This window comes from Pseudomonas sp. 7P_10.2_Bac1 (assembly GCF_025465935.1).
Taxonomy (GTDB): domain Bacteria; phylum Pseudomonadota; class Gammaproteobacteria; order Pseudomonadales; family Pseudomonadaceae; genus Aquipseudomonas.
Genome location: NZ_JANLNV010000082.1, coordinates 214904 through 234585, shown reverse-complemented (window position 1 = coordinate 234585; position 19682 = coordinate 214904). Strand labels below are relative to the sequence as shown.

Annotated in this window: 15 protein-coding genes; 5 read left to right on the top strand and 10 right to left on the bottom strand. The window is 58.2% G+C overall.

Features of this window, described 5'->3' with window-relative positions; all coding sequences use genetic code 11:
• Window positions 1-33: 33 nt before the first annotated feature.
• From NTD86_RS18860 to ppsA, 4 genes are all read right to left on the bottom strand, one after another.
• Window positions 34-1029, bottom strand: coding sequence for a zinc transporter ZntB (locus NTD86_RS18860; RefSeq protein ID WP_262204412.1), 996 nt, complete (start codon window positions 1027-1029; stop codon window positions 34-36).
• 41 nt (window positions 1030-1070) lie between these two features.
• Complete coding sequence (gene rraA / locus NTD86_RS18855) at window positions 1071-1562, bottom strand: ribonuclease E activity regulator RraA (RefSeq protein ID WP_262204410.1); 492 nt, start codon at window positions 1560-1562, stop codon at window positions 1071-1073.
• Window positions 1563-1786: 224 nt separating this feature from the next.
• Window positions 1787-2740: a lysophospholipase gene (locus tag NTD86_RS18850; protein WP_262204408.1), complete on the bottom strand. Its 954-nt coding sequence runs from the start codon at window positions 2738-2740 to the stop codon at window positions 1787-1789.
• A 101-nt stretch (window positions 2741-2841) separates the two neighbouring features.
• Complete coding sequence (ppsA, locus tag NTD86_RS18845; protein ID WP_262204406.1) at window positions 2842-5217, bottom strand: phosphoenolpyruvate synthase; 2376 nt, start codon at window positions 5215-5217, stop codon at window positions 2842-2844.
• 179 nt (window positions 5218-5396) lie between these two features.
• On the opposite strand from ppsA, the gene NTD86_RS18840 reads away from it, so the two are divergent.
• Window positions 5397-6215, top strand: a complete 819-nt coding sequence (locus NTD86_RS18840) for a pyruvate, water dikinase regulatory protein (RefSeq protein WP_262204404.1) — start codon at window positions 5397-5399, stop codon at window positions 6213-6215.
• A gap of 89 nt (window positions 6216-6304) precedes the next feature.
• Here NTD86_RS18840 and prpD read toward each other — a convergent pair whose 3' ends face one another.
• The 6 genes from prpD to NTD86_RS18810 form a co-directional block, all read right to left on the bottom strand.
• A complete protein-coding gene (prpD, locus tag NTD86_RS18835) occupies window positions 6305-7789 on the bottom strand; it encodes a 2-methylcitrate dehydratase (protein WP_262204402.1) in 1485 nt (494 codons plus the stop codon).
• Between the two features lie 227 nt (window positions 7790-8016).
• A complete protein-coding gene (prpF, locus tag NTD86_RS18830; protein ID WP_262204400.1) occupies window positions 8017-9207 on the bottom strand; it encodes a 2-methylaconitate cis-trans isomerase PrpF in 1191 nt (396 codons plus the stop codon).
• A 100-nt stretch (window positions 9208-9307) separates the two neighbouring features.
• Window positions 9308-11899 carry a Fe/S-dependent 2-methylisocitrate dehydratase AcnD gene (gene acnD, locus NTD86_RS18825; protein WP_262204398.1) on the bottom strand — a complete coding sequence of 864 codons (2592 nt, stop codon included), beginning with the start codon at window positions 11897-11899 and terminating at the stop codon, window positions 9308-9310.
• A gap of 84 nt (window positions 11900-11983) precedes the next feature.
• Complete coding sequence (prpC, locus tag NTD86_RS18820) at window positions 11984-13111, bottom strand: 2-methylcitrate synthase (protein WP_262204396.1); 1128 nt, start codon at window positions 13109-13111, stop codon at window positions 11984-11986.
• 146 nt (window positions 13112-13257) lie between these two features.
• Window positions 13258-14145: a methylisocitrate lyase gene (prpB, locus tag NTD86_RS18815; RefSeq protein ID WP_262204394.1), complete on the bottom strand. Its 888-nt coding sequence runs from the start codon at window positions 14143-14145 to the stop codon at window positions 13258-13260.
• Entirely contained in the window at window positions 14142-14864 is a 723-nt protein-coding gene (locus tag NTD86_RS18810; RefSeq protein WP_262204392.1) for a GntR family transcriptional regulator, read from the bottom strand. Before NTD86_RS18810 ends, prpB begins: the two co-directional genes overlap by 4 nt.
• Before the next feature lie 279 nt (window positions 14865-15143).
• Here NTD86_RS18810 and NTD86_RS18805 point away from each other — a divergent pair, with 279 nt between their 5' ends.
• From NTD86_RS18805 to pabB, 4 genes are all read left to right on the top strand, one after another.
• Complete coding sequence (locus NTD86_RS18805) at window positions 15144-15680, top strand: ATP-dependent zinc protease (RefSeq protein WP_262204391.1); 537 nt, start codon at window positions 15144-15146, stop codon at window positions 15678-15680.
• Window positions 15681-15685: 5 nt separating this feature from the next.
• On the top strand, window positions 15686-17218 hold the full coding sequence (locus NTD86_RS18800) for an inactive transglutaminase family protein (protein WP_262204390.1): 1533 nt from the start codon (window positions 15686-15688) through the stop codon (window positions 17216-17218).
• Complete coding sequence (locus tag NTD86_RS18795) at window positions 17218-18201, top strand: alpha-L-glutamate ligase-like protein (protein ID WP_262204389.1); 984 nt, start codon at window positions 17218-17220, stop codon at window positions 18199-18201. Before NTD86_RS18800 ends, NTD86_RS18795 begins: the two co-directional genes overlap by 1 nt.
• 137 nt (window positions 18202-18338) lie before the next feature.
• Window positions 18339-19682 (top strand): aminodeoxychorismate synthase component I, encoded by a 1344-nt coding sequence (gene pabB, locus NTD86_RS18790; RefSeq protein ID WP_262204387.1) that lies wholly within the window; start codon window positions 18339-18341, stop codon window positions 19680-19682.

Below are 19682 nucleotides of genomic sequence, written 5' to 3'. Positions count from 1 at the left end.
AGCAATGTAGGTCGGGTCACATCTCCCCCAGAATCAAAGCCACTGCAAGCGTCGATAAAACCACCACTGCACCACTGCAATCACCACCATCAAGCCGCAAATCACGGCAAACCCCCAAGGATTATTGGAGAAAGGCACTCCGCCCACATTGATCCCGAGCAAGCCGGTGAGAAATGTGATCGGCAGGAAGATCCCGGTGATCACCCCGAAGCGATACATGATGCGAGTCATACGCTCGTTCATGCGCCGGTCTACAGCCTCAAGCACCAGCCCCACGCGCTCGCGAGTCAGCTCCAGCTCTTCCAGATAGCGTGTCAGGCTGTTGTTGAGCTCGTTCCAATAATCCAGCACATCGCTGCTGAACCACGGCAGTTTGGTCCGCGCGAGCTGACCAAAAATATCCCGCTGAGGCGCCAGAAAACGTCGCAATCCCGCGGCCCTTCGTCGAATCGGCAAAATAGCGCCGTGCTCCGGGGTATACCGTTCGTCGGCATCGATCTTATCTTCTTCGTCATCGACGACTTCTGACAGGTCACCGATCAAATCCTGGACCTTCAAGGTCAGGTTTTGAGCCAGGTACAGGATCAATTCGGCGGAATTTTTCGGGCCATCGCCTTGCTCAAAATCACTGAGCATTTCATCAATGGCACGCAACCGTCGCAAACGCAGCGAAATGACCCGCTGCGAACTGCCGAAGATGCGCAGCGAGACCATGTCTTCCGGTTCGGCGCCCGGGTTGAGGTTGACCCCGCGCAAAAACAGCAACAACTCGTTGTCAGGCAACGTGAGCAGACGCGGACGGGTGTTTTCTTCGAGCAGCAAGTCACAACTGAAATCGCTCAAGCCACTGGCGCCGCGCAACCAGCTTTGTGCTTGCGGGTGACTTCGATCCCAATGCAACCAGAGGCTTTCGTGACTTTGCAGTTCCAGGGTGTCCAGTTCTGCTCGTGAGAGATGGCGAGCACCGCCCTTACCGTCCAGCAGCAGGGCATAAACCAGCCCCCACTGTGCGTTGTCTTCCTCTAGCATCCGTGGTCCTTATGATTAGAGCGTTGAGCTTATGCCCTGAATCATGTCGGCATTTTCAGAGCTGAAGGCGAAATAATAACGCCATTGTTATCGGCATAAATGAATTCTCCAGGCCGGAAAGTGACGCCCGCAAACGTGACGACCACATTCAAATCACCGATACCGCGCTTGTCAGTTTTCATCGGGTGACTGGCCAGTGCCTGAACGCCCAGGTCTGTTTGCGCAATCACGTCTACGTCACGGATGCAGCCGTAAATCACCAAGCCTTCCCAGCCATTCTTCGCGGCCTTTTCGGCCAGCATGTCCCCCAGCAACGCCCGACGCAGGGAGCCGCCGCCATCCACCACCAGCACCTTGCCGTTGCCCTTGAGCTCAACCTGCTCCTTGACCAGCGAGTTGTCCTCAAAACACTTGATGGTCACGATCTCGCCACCAAAGGAATCGCGCCCGCCAAAGTTGCTGAACATGGGCTCCAGCACTTGCACCAACTCGGGGTAGGCATCGCACAAGTCGGGCGTAATGTAGTGATTCATGAACTAGCTCCTGTACAGGGTGGGCGCAGCAAGATGAAAAAACGACAGCACTACTGTTATAGACGCTCTGACCAATAGCGGCATTAAACCATCAGGCCGCATCTTCGCCAGTGAGAACCGATCCGCATTCTAACCACTATTTATGACCAGAAACACAATCAGCGTCACATATTAACCGCATGCCACCACACCTGAAACCCCACCCCGCAAGCCGACCGACCGGGTTAGCGGAACTCTCCTTGTACCAACCAGTTGCGCACCAAAGGCCAGACCTCTTGCTGGGCTGCTTGGCTCACCAGCATTTCGACATGATTGAAATCGGAACCAAAGCCATGCTCGCGGCCCAGACACACAAACTGACGCTGTGCAGCGCTCATCTGGTCATACAGCTTGCGACAAGCCCACGCCGGTGTTTGTCGATCGCCCGCCGCTGCCACCACCAGAACCGGCAGTTGGGCCTCAGCCAACCCTGCCCACCAGTCGCGCTCGGCGTCTTTGAAGCGCCCCATCAAGCCATTCCAGCGCAGGGTTTCCAGGGCAATGCTCACGGGCTCATCTTCCGGACCACGCTTGAGCCGTGTGCCTGACAGCTGTGCAAATCGCTTCAATAACAGATAAGCCCCCCACTGCACCGGCGGGATTTTCAACGACCAATACCGGCGATTGATCTGACAACCAAAAAACGCAGCGGATGCCACCTCTGCAGCCTGCAGATACTGGCCACCCAAGGCTGCCGCCAGGCTGATTGCGCCCTGGGAGTGGCCGATCCAGTGCGGTGTCTGCCCGCTTTGCTCACGCACAAACGCGCCAATGGCCGGCAAATCGTAGCGTGCGTAATCTGCCACCCGGTTTTTGGCCCAGTGAATATTGCGCGACGACAAGCCATGCCCACGCATTTCCGGCAGCCACACATCAAAACCGGCCCGCGCCAGAAAAGCCCCCAGGCCAATCCCCTTGGGCGAATACCAGAACCGTCGATTGGAAAAACTGCCATGCAACAGAATGACCGGCACACCGGGCACCTGGCTGGCATCGGCCAGCCCCAACCGGGTTACCACCAACTCCACGGAAATATCCGGGCTGTTGGCGGGTTTCAAGCGATAAACGTCTTCGCTCAGATCACCCCGACGCTCAGCGCTGATCAGGGCAACGGGAAAAAGATGACTGCTGCTTTGCATAATGCTCTTGCACAAAAAAGGGCGAATCCGCACAGGAACTCGCCCTAACATTTTTAAAGGGCAGAGCCGCCAATTGGCTGCCCTGCCCTTCTCTCAACCCATCAAGCTTGCGCTTGACCTTCGGCCAGGAAGAACCAGGTTTCCAGCACGGTGTCCGGGTTCAATGACACGCTTTCAATGCCTTGCTCCATCAGCCACAGCGCCAGATCCGGGTGATCGGATGGGCCCTGACCGCAAATACCGATGTACTTGCCAGCCTTGTTACAGGCTTGGATGGCGTTGGACAGCAGCTTTTTAACGGCCGGGTTACGCTCGTCAAACAAGTGAGCGATCACGCCGGAGTCACGGTCCAGACCCAGGGTCAACTGAGTCAGGTCGTTGGAACCGATCGAGAAACCATCGAAGAACTCAAGGAATTCTTCAGCAAGAATGGCGTTGGACGGCAGTTCACACATCATGATGATGCGCAGACCGTTTTCGCCACGCTTGAGGCCGTTTTCTGCCAGCAGGTCGATCACCTGGCTCGCTTCGCCCAAGGTGCGGACGAACGGCACCATGATTTCGACGTTGGTGAAGCCCATGTCGTTGCGCACACGCTTGAGGGCGCGGCACTCCAGCTCGAAGCAATCGCGGAAGTTTTCGCTGATGTAACGCGAAGCACCACGGAAGCCCAGCATCGGGTTTTCTTCTTCCGGCTCGTACAGCTTGCCGCCGATCAGGTTGGCGTACTCGTTGGACTTGAAGTCCGACAGACGCACGATCACTTTCTTCGGCGTAAACGCGCCCGCCAGGGTGCTGATGCCTTCAACCAGTTTGTCGACGTAGAAATCAACCGGGTCGCTATAACCGGCGATGCGCTTGTCGACGCTGTCTTTGATTTCTTGTGGCAGACCGTCGTAGTTCAGCAGTGCCTTGGGGTGCACGCCGATCATGCGGTTAATGATGAACTCAAGGCGGGCCAGGCCCACACCAGCGTTCGGCAGTTGTGCGAAGTCAAACGCACGGTCCGGGTTACCCACGTTCATCATGATTTTGAACGGCAGTTCCGGCATGGCGTCCACCGAGTTTTTCTTGATATCGAAGCCCAGTTCACCTTCGAAGATGAAACCGGTATCGCCTTCGGCACAAGAAACCGTCACGCCCTGACCGTCTTTGAGCAACTGAGTGGCATTCCCGCAGCCCACGACCGCAGGAATACCCAGCTCACGCGCGATGATCGCGGCGTGGCAGGTACGACCGCCGCGGTTGGTGACGATGGCGCTGGCACGTTTCATGACCGGTTCCCAGTCCGGGTCAGTCATGTCCGATACCAACACGTCGCCCGGCTGGACTTTGTCCATCTCGGATACGTCATTAATGATGCGAACCTTGCCCGCGCCGATGCGCTGGCCAATGGCGCGACCTTCAACCAGCACGGTGCCGGTTTCTTTGAGCAGGTAGCGCTCCATGACGTTGGCCTGGGTGCGGCTTTTCACGGTTTCAGGACGTGCCTGAACAATGTACAGCTTGCCGTCGTCGCCATCTTTGGCCCATTCGATGTCCATCGGGCACTTGTAGTGCTTCTCGATGATCATCGCTTGCTTGGCCAGTTCGCTGACTTCAGCGTCGGTCAGGCAGAAACGCTCACGGTCTGCCTTCTCTACGTCGATCACCTTGACCGATTTACCGGCCTTGGCTTCATCGCCGTAGATCATTTTGATCGCTTTGCTGCCCAGGTTGCGGCGCAGAATCGCTGGGCGACCGGCTTCCAGGGTTGGCTTGTGCACATAGAACTCATCCGGGTTGACCGCGCCTTGTACGACGGTTTCGCCCAGGCCATAGGCGCCGGTGATAAACACCACGTCACGGAAGCCGGACTCGGTATCCAGGGTGAACATCACACCTGCCGTACCGGTTTCGGAACGCACCATGCGCTGCACGCCTGCCGACAGGGCGACCAACTTGTGGTCAAAGCCCTGATGCACGCGGTAAGAAATCGCACGATCGTTGAACAGGGAGGCAAACACCTCCTTGGCCGCACGGATCACGTTTTCAACACCACGAATGTTCAGGAAGGTTTCTTGCTGACCTGCAAAAGAGGCGTCTGGCAAGTCTTCGGCAGTGGCCGAAGAACGAACTGCAACGGCCATGTCCGGGTTGCCTTGGGACAAAGTCGCGAAGGCTGCACGGATTTGCTCGTTGAGTTTCTCAGGGAACTCGGCTTCCATGATCCATTGACGGATCTGGGCGCCGGTCTTGGCCAGGGCATTGACGTCATCGACATCCAGCGCGTCCAGCGCTGCATGGATCTGATCGTTCAAACCGCTCAGCTCAAGAAAATCACGGTATGCCTGGGAAGTCGTCGCAAAACCACCGGGAACCGATACACCAGCGCCTGCAAGGTTGCTGATCATCTCGCCGAGGGATGCGTTCTTGCCCCCCACATGCTCTACATCATGGACGCCGAGCTTATCGAGGGAAACTACGTACTCTACCAAGGTGATCTCTCCACTAACTGTGTTGGGAAAAGCTCAGGGCGCTGGACACTCCCTGTCTGGAGTCTCTCAGCGATTGTGGCCTGGACCTGGAAAATAAGTGACACTGCCTGCCATTCCGGGCGACAAAATCGCGCCTATCATATCCAAGAAACGTCACCAGCTTAAGGCCCATGGCGCAAATGAAACGATCTGCTTTCTTTATATCCGACGGCACCGGCATCACTGCCGAAACCCTCGGCCAGAGTTTGTTGGCTCAATTTGAAAACGTGACCTTCAGCAAATTCACACGCCCTTATATCGACAGCGTGGAAAAAGCGCGGCTAATGGTACAACAAATCGACAACGCCGCCGAAAAAGACGGTGTTCGCCCGATTATCTTCGACACTATCGTCAATCAGGATATTCGCGAGGTCCTGGCCACCGCCAACGGCTTCATGATCGACATTTTCTCCAGCTTCCTGGCGCCACTTGAGCAGGAACTGGCCGAGCATTCGTCCTATTCGGTCGGCAAATCGCACTCCATCGGCCATAACTCCAATTACATGGAGCGCATCGAGGCAGTGAACTTTGCCCTCGATAACGACGACGGCGCCCGCACCCATAAATACGACAAGGCCGATTTGATTCTGGTGGGCGTGTCACGTTGCGGCAAAACCCCGACCTGCCTGTACATGGCCATGCAGTTTGGCATCCGGGCGGCCAACTACCCGCTGACCGAAGACGACATGGAAAGCTTGAAGCTGCCAGCGGCCCTGCGCGCTCACAAGCACAAACTGTTCGGCCTGACCATCGACCCTGATCGTTTGACGGCCATTCGCAACGAGCGCAAGCCCAACAGCCGCTACTCCAGCTACGCCCAATGCGAATTTGAAGTGCGCGAAGTTGAAAGCCTGTTCCAGCGCGAAAACATCCCGCACATCAACTCCACCCATTTCTCGGTGGAAGAAATCTCGGCCAAGATCCTGGTCGAGAAAGGCGTGGAGCGACGTTTCAAATAACCCGGCCACCCTTGCAGGAGCGAGCTTGTCTCGCGATCTTTTAAACCATAAAGATCGCGAGACAAGCTCGCTCCTACAGGGGGTTGGGCTTAAATCACCAGCAAATCAACAAACGCATGGACCGGCGTCGCTTCAAGCTTCGCCTGGTCTTTACACAGTTCAAAAATCTGCTGGCAGCGCTGGCCCACAAAACGCGTGGCCAGGTTGGCCTTGAACTTGTCTTCCAGCAGGGGAATACCCTCGGCACGGCGGCGACGGTGGCCAATCGGGTACTCCACCACCACCTGCTCGGTGTGGGTGCCATCCTTGAAAAACACCTGAATGGCATTGGCAATCGAGCGCTTGTCGGCCTCCAGGTATTCCCGGGTGTAGCGCGGTTCTTCGACGATTACCATTTTTTCACGCAGCTCATCGATGATCGGATGGGCGGCGTGGAAAGCGTCTTCGTACTGCTCAGCCACCAGATTGCCAAACGCCAGCGGCACGGCTGTCATGTACTGGATGCAGTGATCACGGTCCGCCGCGTTGGCCAGAGGGCCTTGCTTGGAAATGATCCGGATTGCGGACTCGTGGGTGGTTATCACGATCTTGTCGATTTCGTGCAGACGATACTTCACCTGCGGGTGCAAGGTCACGGCCGCCTCACAAGCCGTTTGCGCATGGAACTCGGCCGGGAAGCTGATTTTGAACAGCACGTTTTCCATCACATAAGTGCCATAAGGCTGCGGCAATCGAAACTGGCGCTGATCGTCTGGCTTGAGCGCCAGATCTTTATTGGTATGGCTGAACAGCACATCGTAAAAGCCCCACTGCGGCGCCGTCAGTACACCGGGAATCCCCATCTCGCCACGCAGCGCAATGTCAGCCAGACGCACGCCCCGGCTCGACGCATCCCCCGCGGCCCAGGATTTACGCGACCCGGCATTTGGTGCATGGCGATATGTGCGCAGCGCCTGTCCATCCACAAAGGCATGGGACAAGGCGGCCAGCAACTGCTCGCGGTCAGCGCCCATCAGCTTGGCGCAGACCGCCGTCGACGCGACTTTCACCAGCAGCACATGGTCAAGACCGACGCGGTTGAAGGAGTTTTCCAGAGCAATCACGCCTTGGATCTCATGCGCCATGATCATGGCTTCAAGGACGGCGCGCACGGTCAATGGCGTTTCACCATTGGCCACGCGCTTTTGCGACAGGTGATCGGCCACCGCCAGAATCCCGCCCAGGTTATCTGACGGATGCCCCCATTCGGCGGCCAGCCACGTGTCGTTGTAATCCAGCCAGCGCACGATGCAACCGATGTCCCACGCGGCCTTGACCGGATCGAGACGAAACGAAGTGCCTGGCACACGGGCGCCAAACGGCACCACCGTGCCCTCCACTAACGGGCCCAGGTGTTTGGTGCACTCGGGAAAACGCAGCGCCAGCAGGCCGCAACCTAATGTGTCCATCAGGCAGTTACGCGCAGTGTTCAGGGCTTCCTGGGAGGTGATGCGGTAGTTCAGAACATAGTCGGCAATGTCCTGCAAAACCTTGTCGTAGTCGGGACGGTTGTTGAGGTCGACGTTGGCGCTCATGTGGATTGACTCCAATTAAAGTGATTGAGTGTCGTGTTCCATCCTCAGGGTCATCGTGTTCAGGCAGGTCTGAATGCCTGCTTAATAGGTAGCGCTACAGCAAAACCCTCACCCTGGCCCTTCTCCCAAAGGGAGAAGGAACTGGCCGCGCGCGACTTCGAAATATCCGCTATCAGCTCCCTCTCCCTTGGGAGAGGGTTGGGGTGAGGATAAGCCATCACACAAAATCAAAAACTATCGCGCGGCACCCGTACCCAGCCTTCCATCAGAACCCGTGCACTGCGGCTCATGATGGCTTTGGTCACGACCCATTCGCCGCCCACCTGCTGCGCTTGCGCACCCACCCGCAAGGTGCCCGACGGGTGACCAAAGCGCACAGCGCTGCGCAACTCACCTCCCGCCGCCAGGTTGACCAGCGTGCCCGGAATCGCCGCCGCCGTACCAATCGCCACGGCAGCCGTGCCCATCATCGCGTGGTGCAATTTGCCCATGGACAAGGCTCGCACCAGCAGATCCACACTGTTTGCACTCACTGGCTTGCCACTGGACGACAGGTAATCCACCGGCCTGGCCACAAACGCCACTTTGGGCGTGTGCTGACGCTTGGCGGCGTCTTCAAGTGTGTCGATCAGCCCCATGCGCAGAGCGCCATGGGCACGAATGGTCTCGAACATCGCCAGGGCTTTCGCATTGGAGTTGATGTCGCTCTGCAGTTCGGCTCCGGTGTAACCAATGTCTTGGGCATTGACGAAAATCGTCGGAATACCGGCATTGATCATCGTCACTTTCAAGTTGCCCACGCCCGGAACGTCCAGGTCATCAACCAGGTTGCCGGTAGGGAACATCGAACCGCCCGCGCCTTCTTCATCGGCGGCCGGGTTGAGAAACTCGAGTTGTACTTCCGCGGCTGGGAAGGTCACGCCGTCGAGTTCGAAATCGCCGGTTTCCTGCACCGCGCCGTCAGTGATCGGCACATGGGCGATGATGGTTTTGCTGATGTTGGCCTGCCAGATGCGCACCACCGCCGTGCCGTTGTGCGGGATGCGGCTCGCGTCCACCAGGCCGCTGCTGATTGCGAATGAACCGACCGCCGCCGACAGGTTGCCGCAGTTGCCGCTCCAGTCCACAAAAGGCTTGTCGATCGACACCTGACCGAACAGGTAGTCGACATCATGGTCGGCGTGCAGGCTTTTGCTGACGATCACGGTCTTGCTGGTGCTGGACGTGGCTGCGCCCATGCCGTCGATTTGCTTTTCATACGGGTCAGGGCTGCCGATCACCCGCAGCAACAACGCATCGCGGGCCGCACCGGGCACCTGCGCCACTTCAGGCAAGTCGAGCAAGCTAAAGAACACCCCCTTGCTGGTACCGCCCCGCATATACGTCGCCGGAATTTTAATTTGCGCTGCAAAAGCCATGAAAAGAATCCTGTCATTTACCGGTAGGCGCGAGCGTGCCTCGCGATCTTTTGATCTTTTAGAAGATCGCGAGGCAAGCTCGCGCCTACCGGTTTTGTGGTTAAGCGGTCGCCGACTCCAGGAAGTCCTGGGCAAAGCGCTGCAACACGCCGCCCGCTTCGTAGATCGACACTTCTTCAGCGGTATCCAGACGGCAAGTCACCGGCACCTCGACGCGCTCGCCATTTTTACGGGTTATCACCAACGTCAAGGTGGCACGCGGGGTGCGCTCGCCCAGCACGTCGTAGGTCTCGCTGCCATCAATCTGCAAGGTCTTGCGGTCAGTGCCCGGCAAAAACTCCAGCGGCAACACGCCCATGCCCACCAGGTTGGTGCGGTGAATACGCTCGAAGCCTTCAGCCACAATCGCTTCGACCCCGGCCAGGCGTACGCCCTTGGCGGCCCAGTCGCGGGAAGAACCCTGACCATAATCAGCCCCGGCGATGATGATCAGCGGTTGCTTGCGATCCATGTAGGTTTCAATCGCTTCCCACATGCGCATCACTTGGCCTTCAGGCTCAAGGCGGGTCAGCGAACCCTGCTTGACCTTGCCATTCTCGATCACCATTTCATTGAACAGTTTCGGGTTGGCGAAGGTTGCGCGCTGAGCGGTCAGGTGGTCGCCGCGGTGCGTTGCATAAGAGTTGAAGTCGACTTCCGGCAGGCCCATTTTGGCCAGGTACTCACCTGCAGCACTGTCGAGCATGATCGCGTTGGACGGCGACAAGTGGTCAGTGGTGATGTTGTCTGGCAGCACCGCCAGCGGACGCATGCCCTTGAGCGGGCGGGCTCCGGCCAACGCGCCTTCCCAGTATGGCGGACGACGGATGTAGGTACTTTGCGGGCGCCAGTCGTACAGCGGCTCGACTTTCGGACCGTTGTCTTCATGGATGGCGAACATCGGGATGTACACCTGACGGAATTGCTCCGGCTTCACCGAAGCCTTGACCACCGCGTCGATTTCTTCGTCGCTCGGCCAGATGTCCTTGAGGCGAATTTCGTTGCCATTGGCGTCCAGGCCCAGCACATCTTTTTCGATGTCGAAACGAATGGTCCCGGCAATCGCGTAGGCCACCACCAAAGGAGGAGAAGCCAGAAACGCCTGTTTGGCGTACGGGTGAATACGCCCGTCGAAGTTGCGGTTGCCCGACAGTACGGCCGTAGCGTACAGGTCACGGTCGATGATTTCCTGCTGGATGGCCGGTTCCAACGCGCCGGACATCCCGTTGCACGTGGTGCAGGCAAACGCCACGACGCCAAAGCCCAGCTGCTCCAGTTCGTCAGTCAAGCCTGCGTCATCAAGGTACAAGGCCACGGTTTTCGAGCCGGGCGCCAGCGAGGACTTGACCCAAGGCTTGCGGGTCAGCCCCAGTTTATTGGCATTACGCGCCAGCAAGCCGGCGGCGATCACGTTGCGCGGGTTGCTGGTGTTGGTGCAACTGGTGATGGCGGCGATGATCACCGCGCCATCGGGCATTTGCCCTGGTACGTTTTCCCATTGCCCGGCAATGCCTTTGCTGGCCAGATCGCTGGTCGCCACTCGTGCATGCGGGTTACTCGGGCCGGCCATGTTGCGCACCACCGACGACAGGTCAAAGCTCAGGTTGCGCTCGTACTGCGCGCCTTTGAGGCTATCGGCCCAGAGGCCGGTGACCTTGGCGTAGTTCTCGACCAGTTGCACTTGCTGGTCTTCGCGGCCGGTGAGCTTGAGGTAATCAATGGTTTGCGGGTCGATGTAGAACATCGCCGCCGTAGCACCGTATTCCGGAGCCATGTTGGAAATGGTCGCACGGTCGCCCAGGGTCAGCGCCGAGGCACCTTCGCCGTAGAACTCCAGCCAGGCACCGACGACTTTTTGCTTGCGCAGGAACTCGGTCAGCGCCAGCACCATGTCGGTGGCGGTGATGCCCGGTTGCAGCTTGCCGGTCAGCTCAACGCCGACGATTTCTGGCAGGCGCATCCACGAGGCGCGGCCCAGCATCACGCTTTCGGCTTCAAGGCCACCGACACCGATGGCGATCACACCCAGCGAGTCGACGTGCGGGGTGTGGCTGTCGGTGCCGACGCAAGTGTCGGGGAAGGCCACGCCGTCACGCACCTGAATCACCGGAGACATTTTCTCCAGGTTGATCTGGTGCATGATGCCGTTGCCCGGCGGGATCACGTCGACGTTTTTGAAAGCTTTTTTGGTCCACTCAATAAAGTGGAAACGGTCTTCGTTGCGACGGTCTTCGATGGCGCGGTTCTTTTCAAACGCCTCGGGATCGTAACCGCCACATTCCACGGCCAGGGAGTGGTCGACGATCAGTTGCGTGGGCACCACTGGGTTGACTTGCGCTGGGTCGCCACCTTGCTGGGCGATCGCATCACGCAGCCCGGCCAAGTCCACCAGGGCGGTCTGGCCGAGGATGTCATGGCACACCACACGCGCCGGGAACCACGGAAAATCGAGGTCGCGCTTGCGTTCAATCAACTGGCTCAGGGACGCATTGAGGGTCGCAGGATCGCAGCGCCGCACCAGGTTTTCGGCCAGTACGCGCGCGGTATAAGGCAGTGTGTCGTAAGCACCGGGCTTGATCGCATCGACCGCCGCACGGGTGTCGAAGTAATCCAGCCGGGTGCCCGGTAGGGTTTTACGAAATGCAGTATTCATGGGTGCGGAACTCGATCACGGTTAGGTCTGAGGGTTTCACCTCCTCAGCAGGAGCAAGCTCCTGCTGAGGAGGCACCCTGCTTGTCAGCGACGCTCGATTGGCACGAACTTGCGCTGTTCAACACCGATGTACTCGGCGCTTGGACGGATGATGCGGTTATTGGCGCGCTGTTCGAACACGTGTGCAGCCCAGCCGGTCAGGCGTGAGCAGACAAAGATCGGGGTGAACAGCTTGGTCGGGATGCCCATGAAGTGGTACGCCGAGGCATGGTAGAAGTCGGCGTTGGGGAACAGTTTCTTTTGCTCCCACATGGTTTTGTCGATGGCTTCGGACACCGGGAACAACACCGTATCGCCCACTTCCTCAGCCAGTTTTTTCGACCAACCCTTGATCACTTCGTTACGCGGGTCACTGTCTTTGTAGATCGCGTGGCCAAAACCCATGATCTTGTCTTTGCGCGCCAGCATGCCGAGGGTGCCCTCGACAGCGTCTTCTGCCGAGGCAAAGCGCTCGATCATTTCCATGGCCGCTTCGTTGGCGCCGCCGTGCAGCGGGCCACGCAGCGAGCCGATGGCCGCGGTGATGCATGAATACAAGTCAGACAGCGTCGAGGCACACACCCGGGCCGTGAAGGTCGAGGCGTTGAACTCGTGCTCGGCATACAGGATCAGCGACACGTTCATCACTTTGACGTGCAGCTCGCTTGGCTTCTTGCCGTGCAGCAAATGCAGGAAGTGACCGCCAATCGAGGCTTCATCTGTCACGCATTCGATGCGCTTGCCGTCATGGCTGTAGCGGTACCAATAGCACATGATCGCCGGGAAGGCGGCCAGCAGGCGGTTGGTCTTGTCCAACTGCTCGGAGAAGTCTTTCTCTGGTTCCAGATTGCCCAGGAACGAGCAGCCAGTGCGCATAACGTCCATCGGGTGGGCGTCGGCAGGGATACGCTCCAGCACTTCTTTCAATGCTTGCGGCAAATCACGCAGGGTTTTGAGCTTGGCCGTGTAGGCCGCCAGCTCGGCTTTAGTCGGCAGTTCGCCGTACAGCAGCAGGTAAGCCACTTCTTCAAACTGGGCATCTGCCGCCAGATCACGTACGTCATAACCCCGATACGTGAGACCTGCGCCTTCCTGCCCCACCGTCGACAGGGCCGTTTGCCCGGCCACCTGGCCGCGTAATCCGGCACCACTCAATACTTTTGCTTCGGCCATTGCGCTCTCCAATCTTGAATTTGTTAGGGATTCGGCAACTACTTGTACTTACCTCTGTGGGAGCGGGCTTGCTCGCGATTCAGGCATCACGGTGTGCCTGAATCACTGCAGTGATCCCATCGCGCGCAAGCCCGCTCCCATAACGTTTACTTCTTGCTGGCAAACAGCGCGTCGAGCTTTTGCTCGAACTCGTGGTAGTTGATGGCGTCATACAGTTCCATGCGGGTTTGCATGGTGTCGATCACGCTTTGCTGAGTGCCGTCGCGGCGGATCGCGGTGTAGACGTTTTCGGCCGCCTTGTTCATGGCACGGAATGCCGACAGCGGGTACAGCACCAGCGATACATCAACGCTGGCCAGTTGTTCGGTGGTGTACAGCGGCGTCGCGCCGAACTCAGTGATGTTGGCCAGGATCGGCGCTTTCACGCGGTCGGCAAACAACTTGTACATTTCAAGCTCGGTGATCGCTTCCGGGAACACCATGTCGGCACCCGCTTCGACACAGGCCGCCGCACGCTCGAGTGCAGACTCCAGGCCTTCTACGGCCAGCGCATCGGTGCGTGCCATGATCACGAAACTGTCGTCAGTACGTGCATCGACAGCCGCCTTGATGCGGTCGATCATTTCCTGCTGCGAGACAATCTCTTTGTTCGGGCGATGGCCGCAGCGCTTGGCGCCTACCTGGTCTTCGATATGAATGGCCGCAGCGCCAAACTTGATCATCGATTTAACGGTGCGCGAGACGTTGAAGAACGACGAGCCAAAGCCCGTGTCCACGTCAACCAGCAATGGCAGATCGCACACGTCAGTGATGCGACGCACGTCAGTCAGCACGTCGTCCAAACCGGTAATGCCCAGGTCCGGCACGCCCAGCGAGCCCGCTGCGACACCGCCACCGGACAGATAGATCGCCTTGAAACCGGCACGTTTGGCCAGCAGTGCGTGGTTGGCATTGATCGCACCGACGACTTGCAACGGGTGTTCGCTGGCGACTGCATCACGGAAACGTTGGCCTGGACTGTTTTTATTGCTCATGACTCACCTCGTGGAGTGGCTGTCTGCTGGGCGCTGTCTTGGAAGTGACGCGCAATGTTGCGTTTGGACGCGCCGATGTGGCGGCGCATCAACAACTCGGCCAGTTCGCCGTCGCGATCGGCAATGGCATCGAGAATGCGGTGGTGCTCGGCAAACGCCTGGTGCGGGCGGTTGGGCGTAGCGGAAAACTGGATGCGATACATGCGCACCAATTGATACAGCTCCCCGCAGAGCATCTGGGTCAGCGTGCGATTGCCGCTGCCTTGAATAATCTTGTAATGAAAATCAAAGTCGCCTTCCTGCTGGTAGTAGCCGACACCCGCCTGAAACGCCTCATCGCGCTCATGGGTTTCGAGGACCTGGCGCAATTCGGCGATGGCTTCGTCGCTCATGCGTTCGGCTGCCAAGCGACAGGCCATGCCTTCCAGGGACTCGCGGATTTCGTAGAGTTCGATCAGCTCCGCTTGGCTCAACGACACCACGCGGGCCCCGACATGCGGGACCCGGACCAGCAAACGCTGACCTTCAAGGCGGTGAATCGCCTCACGCAAAGGGCCGCGACTGATGCCGTAGGTGCGGGCCAGTTCCGGCTCGGAAATCTTGCTGCCGGGGGCAATTTCACCTTGGACAATAGCGGCCTGAATGCGCCTGAAAACGTTCTCGGACAGGGTTTCCGAGTCATCCTGGGCAATCACGACCGAGTCCTGCGCCTGCTGCATATTGTCGACACCTTTGAAATCAATAGCGCCAAAACTAGCGATTTAAGCGCCATCAGTCAAAGTATTAATTTGGATTGTCGACAATCGTCGAATAAGACCTTGGTTTAATCGACAGGCCTTAAACCTGCGCTGAACAGCGTCAACGCTGGCACCTTATAACCATCATGTTAGAATGCCCGCCGCATCCGCCCTGCCCATCCATCGGGCAGCCGCACGAGGAAACTTGCATCCCTGCCAGTCGCCTTGACCTCAAGATTGCAAGAGATCACGCCTCGATTTATGAAACTCATCACCCTCTTCACCTTTTTCTGTCTGCTGTCGCTGCCGGGCCTTAGTCTTGGCGGCGAAAAAACCGTATATGGCCTCAATGAATACGCAGAACTGGCAGGTATCGACCTGCTGGTCGCGGCGAAACTCGACACCGGCGCCAAGACTGCCTCATTAAGTGCCCGCGACATCAAGCGTTTCAAACGCGATGGCGAGAGCTGGGTGCGCTTCTACCTGGCCATCGATGATGCGCACTCGCACCCTATCGAGCGCCCGCTGGCCCGAGTCAGCAAAATCAAACGCCGCTCGGGTGACTACGATCCCCAGGCGGACAAGAACTACACCTCGCGCCCGGTCATCAGCCTGGACATTTGTATGGGCAAGGCTTTACGCACCATCGAAGTGAACTTGACCGACCGAAGTGCGTTCCAATACCCGCTGTTGATTGGCTCCGAAGCCCTCAAACGCTTTGATGCGCTGGTCGACCCCAGTCTTAAATACGCTGCTGGCAAACCTGCCTGCGCCGCTAACGCTCAAATCGCAGAGTAATTGAAATGCGCGCTCTTACCCTTCACCTGAAAATCTTGATCACCATTCTGTTGGTGCTGGGCGTTTCAATCACTGCCTACCAGATTTTCGTCATCGGCATTCCCGTGACCGAAGACGCGACCGACGACCTGTGGAACATCGACGCCAAGGTCGAGTTCGTGGCTAACGCCAAGGACCCGGTCAAGATCCAGATGTTCGTGCCGCCACTGAACCGCGATTACGTCAGCCTTAATGAAAGCTTTATCTCCAACAACTATGGGGTGAGCGTCAACCGGGTCGACGGCAACCGCAAGGTCACCTGGTCGGCGCGCCGGGTCAGCGGCAAGCAAACCCTTTACTACCGCCTGGTCTTGACCAAGCGCTACTCGGGCGACAAGACCAAGGTCAAAGGGCCGGTGTTCCGCGACAGCATCGCCGTCGACGGTCCGGAAAAAATCGCCGCCGAAGCCCTGCTCGCGCCGATCCGCCAACACTCGGCTGACGTCGAAACTTTTATCAGCGAAACCATCAAGCGGGTGAACAACCCCAACGATGACAACGTGAAACTGCTGCTGGCGGGCGATCCGTCGACCCCGCACAAAGCGCAAGTCATTGAGTTGCTGCTGTCGATTGCCCATGTACCGATGGAGCGTGTTCACACCATCCGCCTGGTCGCTGATCAACCGCAAAACCCGGAGCTGTGGCTGCGCAGCTTCAATGGCAACGACTGGCTGTATTTCAACCCGGAGACCGGCGAACAAGGCCTGCCGTCTGACCGCCTGTTGTGGTGGATCGGCGACGAGCCGCTGGTCACCATGGATGGCGGCAAAAAAGCCAACATCACTTTCAGCCTGAACAACAGCGAAATGAACGCCATTCGCCTGGCCAAGCTGACCGATGAGAACACCGACGCCAACTTCCTTGAATACTCGCTGTACGGCTTGCCGCTGCAAACCCAGCAAACGTTCATGATCATGGTGATGATCCCGATTGGCGTGCTGGTGATCCTGATTCTGCGCAACCTGATCGGCCTGCAAACCCTGGGCACGTTTACCCCGGTGCTGATTGCCCTGGCATTCCGCGAAACCCAACTGGAGTTCGGCATCATCCTGTTTACGGTGATCACGGCACTTGGGTTGATGTTGCGCTCATACCTGGAACACCTAAAACTGCAAATGCTGCCGCGGCTGTCCGTGGTGCTCACCTTCGTGGTGATCCTGATCGCGGCCATTAGCCTGTTCAGCCATAAGCTGGGCCTTGAACGCGGGCTCTCCGTGGCGCTGTTCCCGATGGTGATTCTGACCATGACCATCGAACGCCTGTCGATCACCTGGGAAGAGCGCGGCGGCGGTCATGCCATGAAAGTCGCGGTTGGCACGCTGTTCGCCGCCACGCTGGCTTACCTGGTGATGAGCGTTCCCGAGTTGGTGTACTTCGTATTCACCTTCCCGGCCGTGTTGCTGATTCTGGTGGCCTTCATGCTGGCCATGGGTCGCTATCGGGGCTACCGCCTGACCGAGCTGGTGCGTTTCAAAGCCTTTTTGAAGGCTGACTCCTGATGTTTGGCTTCTGGAAGACCTGGAAGGCCCTGGAAGCCAAAGGCATCATGGGCATCAATCGGCGTAATGCGGACTACGTACTCAAGTACAACAAACGCAGCCTGTACCCGATTGTGGATGACAAGATCATCACCAAAGAACGCGCCATCAAAGCCGGCATTCAAGTGCCGGAAATGTATGGCGTAATCTCTACCGAGAAAGAAATCGAAAAGCTCGATGACATCATCGGTGGTCGCACCGACTTCGTGATCAAGCCCGCGCAAGGCGCGGGCGGTGATGGCATCCTGGTGGTCGCCGACCGCTTCGAAGACCGCTTTCGCACCGTGTCAGGCAAGATCATCAGCCACGAAGAAATCCAGCATCAGATTTCCAGCATCCTGACCGGTCTTTACTCACTGGGCGGTCACCGCGACCGGGCACTGATCGAATACCGCGTCACCCCGGACCAGATCTTCAAAAGCATCAGCTACGAAGGTGTGCCGGATATTCGCATTATCGTGCTGATGGGCTACCCCGTGATGGCCATGCTGCGCCTGCCGACCCGCCAATCGGGTGGCAAAGCCAACTTGCACCAGGGTGCGATCGGTGTGGGCGTCGATCTGGCCACCGGCTTGACTCTGCGTGGTACCTGGCTGAACAACATCATCAGCAAGCACCCCGACACCACCAATGCGGTGGACGGCGTGCAACTGCCTAACTGGGACGGCTTCATGAAGCTGGCCGCCGGTTGTTATGAGCTGTGTGGCCTGGGCTACATCGGGGTCGACATGGTGCTCGACCAGGACAAAGGCCCATTGATTCTGGAACTCAATGCCCGGCCGGGCCTGAACATTCAGATTGCCAACAATTGCGGCCTGACCCTGCGCACACACGCTGTTGAGGCTCACCTCGCCGAACTGGCCTCCAAAGGCATCAAAGAAACACCGGAAGAACGCGTACGCTTTACCCAGGAACTGTTCGGGCATCTTCACCAGAGCGAATAACCTCTAGGAGCTTGTCTCGCGATCTGTTGGCCTTTAAAAGATCGCGAGACAAGCTCGCTCCTACAACGGCCACATAGCCTTGCGGTCCTACAGAAGACTACAATCACCCCCCCGCTCCGATGGCTGATTGGCGTCGCATGTTGACCTGCTCTGTACACCCCCTGCCTTATCACCCCAACCCTGCTGACTATTTCGCAGCGATCCGCCATGCCCCTGGCGCCGTGCTGCTGGACAGTGGCCGCCCTGCGGCCGATCGCGGACGGTACGATCTGCTGAGCGCCTGGCCAATTGAAGCGCTGAGCATACGCCCCGATGAATCAGGACGCGGTTTTCTGCAGCGCCTGCGCGAGGCGCTACAGCAGTTGGGTAACGCGCAACTGCCAGTTCCTTATGAACTGCCTTTTGCCGGCGGATTGATCGGTTACCTGAGTTACGACTTCGGTCGCCAGCTTGAACACTTGCCGTCGCAGTCCCTCAATGACTTGCAATTACCGGACGCACAAATCGGCCTGTATGCCTGGGCACTGGTGAGCGACCATCAGGCAGCTACCAGCCAATTGGTGTTCCATCCACGTCTGGCAGCCAGCGAGCGTCAACGCCTGATCCAGTTGTTCACTCAGCCAGAACCCGCGCAAGCCGGTTCATTCACGCTCAAACATCCGATGCAGCCCGACGTCAGCGCCGAGTTTTATCAGCAGGCGCTGCAAAAAATTCAGCACTATATTCAGGCGGGCGACTGCTACCAAGTCAATTACACCCAGCGCTTCAGCGCCCCTTGCGAAGGGGACGCCTGGACCGCCTACTGCGCATTGCGAGCAGCCTGTCCGACGCCGTTTTCCGGGTTTATCAGCCTGCCCGACGACAACGCGATCCTGAGCCTGTCGCCCGAGCGTTTCGTGCACGTCAGCCAGCAGCAGGTTGAAAGTCGCCCGATCAAGGGCACTCGACCTCGCGGCAAAACCCCGAACGAAGATGCTGCAAACGCCGCCGAACTGCTGGCCAGCACCAAGGATCGAGCGGAAAACCTGATGATCGTCGACCTGCTGCGCAATGACCTTGGACGCACCTGCCGTACCGGCTCGGTCAGTGTGCCGCAATTGATCGCCCTCGAGAGCTACCCCAACGTTCACCATCTGGTGAGCAGCGTCATCGGTGAGTTGGCACCCGGCAAGGACGCGCTGGACCTGATCGGTGACAGCTTTCCGGGCGGTTCAATCACCGGCGCCCCGAAAATCCGCTCGATGCAGATCATCGATGAACTGGAGCCGACACGTCGCAGCGTGTACTGCGGCTCTTTACTGTACCTGGATGTGCGCGGGGAAATGGACAGTTCTATTGCGATTCGCAGCCTGCTGGTCAAGGACGGCCGCGTCAATTGCTGGGGTGGCGGCGGCATCGTGGCCGACTCCGACTGGCAAGATGAGTATCAAGAATCGATCACCAAAGTGAAGGTGCTGCTCGATACGCTGCAAACCCTGTAG